Source organism: Gordonia sp. (in: high G+C Gram-positive bacteria) (genome assembly GCF_049299075.1).
Taxonomy (GTDB): domain Bacteria; phylum Actinomycetota; class Actinomycetes; order Mycobacteriales; family Mycobacteriaceae; genus Gordonia.
In genome coordinates this window covers 1-3,029 of record NZ_JBAQWU010000139.1, presented here as the reverse complement: position 1 = coordinate 3,029, position 3,029 = coordinate 1, and the positions used below count along the sequence as shown (strand labels likewise).

Sequence of the window (3,029 nt, the reverse complement as noted above, 5' to 3'; positions counted from 1 at the left end):
GGGGCCTTCGCGGCGGGGGCCTTCGCGGCGGGGGCCTTCGCGGCGGGGGCCGTGACGGTCTCGGGGATGGTGATGACTGTCTCGTCTTCGTCGAAGCGGGCCCATTCGGGCTGCTCTTCGGTCGGCTCGCACCAGGGGGCAAAGAATTCGTCACCCTTGATGGCCATTTCGGCGATGTTCTGCTGTAATCGCATACCGGCCTGCAGACTGCGGCTCACAGCGGACATCGGGAACGTGAGGATCCGGGTCGGCAGCCGTTTGGTCTCGTCGAGGGTGGTCACCAGCACGCCGGCGGCCACACGAGCGGGATACGGAGGACGTCTCATGCTTTTACTTTGCCACACCCGTACCCTGGGAGATATGGCCCATAGCAAGCGTGTCCTACTCGCCTCGCCCCGCGGGTACTGTGCGGGCGTCGATCGGGCGGTCGAAACCGTCGAGCGTGCCCTCGACAAACATGGCGCCCCGGTATACGTCCGCAAAGAGATCGTGCACAACCGGCATGTCGTCGACACTCTCGCCGAACGCGGCGCGATCTTCGTCAGCGAAACCGACGAGGTGCCCGAAGGGGCGCTGGTGGTTTTCTCGGCGCACGGCGTCTCCCCGGAGGTGCATGCCACCGCCGAGCAGCGTCAGCTCCGCACCATCGACGCGACGTGCCCGCTGGTCACCAAGGTGCATCAGGAGGCCAAGCGCTTCGCCCGCGACGACTACGACATCCTGCTGATCGGCCACGAAGGTCACGAGGAAGTCGAGGGCACCGCCGGTGAGGCGCCCGAGCACATCCAGCTTGTCGACGGCCCCGAACACGTCGACGACGTGCAGGTGCGCGACGAGTCCAAGCTGGTGTGGCTCTCGCAGACCACGCTGTCGGTGGACGAGACGATGGAGACGGTCAATCGGCTTCGTAAGCGGTTCCCGCTGCTCAACGACCCGCCGTCGGACGATATCTGCTACGCCACGCAGAACCGGCAGGGTGCGGTGAAGGCGATGGCGCCGGACTGCGATCTGGTGATCGTCGTCGGCTCGCAGAACTCGTCGAACTCGGTCCGGTTGGTGGAGGTAGCCCTGCAGAACGGCGCGCAGGCGTCGTACTTGGTCGATTACGCACGGGAGATCGATACCGCCTGGCTCGACGGGGTGAATACCGTCGGTGTCACCTCCGGTGCCTCGGTGCCGGAGATCCTGGTGACCGGGGTGCTGGATCTGCTCGCCGAGCACGGCTACACCGATGTCGACACGGTGACCACCGCCGAGGAGACGCTCACCTTCGCGCTGCCGCGCGAACTCCGGCCGGCGCGCACCACGTCGTCGTAAGTGTTCCGCCGCTTCTTCCACCCGCCAGCCCGGCACCCCGCCGACGGGCCGCCGGTGGACCCGTATCTGCCGGTCAGTGGCAATCACGGCTATCGGGTGGAGCACTACGATCTAGTGCTCGACTACGACATCGACTCGAATGAGCTCGCCGCGACGGCGACCCTGACGGTGCGGGCGACCGACGCGATCGAGGTGCTGATCCTCGATTTCTCCACGTACCTGGACGTCACCGACGTGACGGTCGACGGTCACGCGGCGGCCGACGTCGCCCAGCGTGATCCGCACAAGCTGGAGATTACGCTGGCTACAGCGCTGACACCGGGTAAAAAGGCCAGCATTGTGGTGGCGTATGAGGGGTGGCCGCGCCCGGTTCGGGGTCCGTGGGGCGAGATCGGCTGGGACCAGACCTCGGACGGGGTGTGCTGCGCCAACCAGCCGAACGGCGCGCCGTCGTGGTTCCCGTGCAACGACCATCCGAGCAATAAGGCGACGTATCGGATCACGCTGACTGCCGACGCCGACTATCACGTGCAGACCGGCGGGCAGCTGACCTCGTCCACCACCGTCGACGGTCAGACGCGCTGGGTGTACGAGCAACCCGCCCCGACGCCCCCGTATCTGATGTCGATCCAGATCGGCGAGTACCGGGTACAGGAGCTGACCCGGGTGCCGGTGCCGGTGGACGCGGTGCTGCCGGCGCAGGGGCCGGACGCCGCCGAGCGCGGATTCGGCCGCCAAGTGGAGATCCTGGACGCTTTCATCGAGATGTTCGGACCGTACCCGTTCGACTCGTACACGGTGGTGGTGGTCGACGAGCATTTCGACATCCCGGTCGAGGCGATGGCGATGTCAGTCTTCGGCGCGAACTTGTGTGAGCAGACCGATCGGTCCGAGCGGCTGATGGCGCACGAGCTGGCACACCAGTGGTTCGGTAACTCGATCACGCTGACGCAATGGCGGCACATCTGGTTGCACGAGGGTTTCGCCTGCTATGCCGAATGGCTGTGGACGGAGCGTTCCGGTGGCCGGACGCGACGCGAGTGGTCGCAGTACTACTACGCGAAGCTCAGCGGCACCGTAGGGGAGACGACCCTCGCCGATCCCGGGGTGAAGCACATGTTTGACGACTGGGTCTACAAGCGCGGCGCACTGACCGTGTACGCGCTGCACCTGGAACTGGGCGACGAGAAGTTCTTCGCGCTGCTCCGCCAGTGGCTGCGGGACTACCGGCACGCCAGCGTCACCACCGACGACTTCACCGCATTGGCGCAGACCTACTCGGCTGACTCGCTACAGCCGTTGTGGACGGACTGGTTGTACACCGCCGCGCTGCCGCCGCTGCCGCAGGCGCGCGACGAGGTTGCCGACGCGAGGGGCCGCTCGACGATCTCCGCTCCAGAGAGCGGCAATTAACTCAAGCGTTCGAGCGTGGGCCGAACGTCGAGTGCTACCGGCCGGAGCGCGCTGGCTATCACTGCCGTTTCCGCTGAGCGGTGAGCACGAAGACGACGGCGACGACGGCAGCACCGAGGGCGCTGACGGCGGCGACGGCGATCAGCGGCCCACGGTCGGTTCGGCGGGGCGCCGGGGCGGCGAGGTGGGTGGTCGCGTGCGGGTCGGGGAGGTTCGCGATCTCGGTCAGATCCGCGGTGAGGGCCGCGACGGGGTCGACGATGCCGTAGCCGACGGAGAAGTCCGGGGCCGGTCCGCCG

General features: G+C 67.0%; 3 protein-coding genes and 1 pseudogene. 2 read left to right on the top strand and 2 right to left on the bottom strand.

Annotated elements, in window-relative coordinates; translation table 11 throughout:
• Positions 1-326 (bottom strand): lipid droplet-associated protein (locus WAW85_RS04730; RefSeq protein ID WP_422558493.1); only part of this gene is annotated, 326 nt, incomplete at its 3' end.
• Positions 327-360: 34 nt separating this feature from the next.
• Here WAW85_RS04730 and WAW85_RS04725 point away from each other — a divergent pair.
• Both WAW85_RS04725 and WAW85_RS04720 read left to right on the top strand, forming a co-directional pair.
• Positions 361-1,317 (top strand): 4-hydroxy-3-methylbut-2-enyl diphosphate reductase, encoded by a 957-nt coding sequence (locus WAW85_RS04725; RefSeq protein ID WP_422558492.1) that lies wholly within the window; start codon positions 361-363, stop codon positions 1,315-1,317.
• Positions 1,318-2,730, top strand: coding sequence for a M1 family metallopeptidase (locus WAW85_RS04720; RefSeq protein ID WP_422558491.1), 1,413 nt, complete (start codon positions 1,318-1,320; stop codon positions 2,728-2,730). It begins immediately after the preceding gene.
• A 58-nt stretch (positions 2,731-2,788) separates the two neighbouring features.
• Here WAW85_RS04720 and WAW85_RS04715 read toward each other — a convergent pair.
• Positions 2,789-3,029, bottom strand: a pseudogene (locus tag WAW85_RS04715) (type VII secretion-associated serine protease mycosin); the annotation flags it as partial.

Coding starts and splice junctions, on each gene's coding strand:
- WAW85_RS04725 (WP_422558492.1), top strand. CDS start 361: ATGGCCCATAGCAAGCGTGTCCTACTCGCCTCGCCCCGCGGGTACTGT.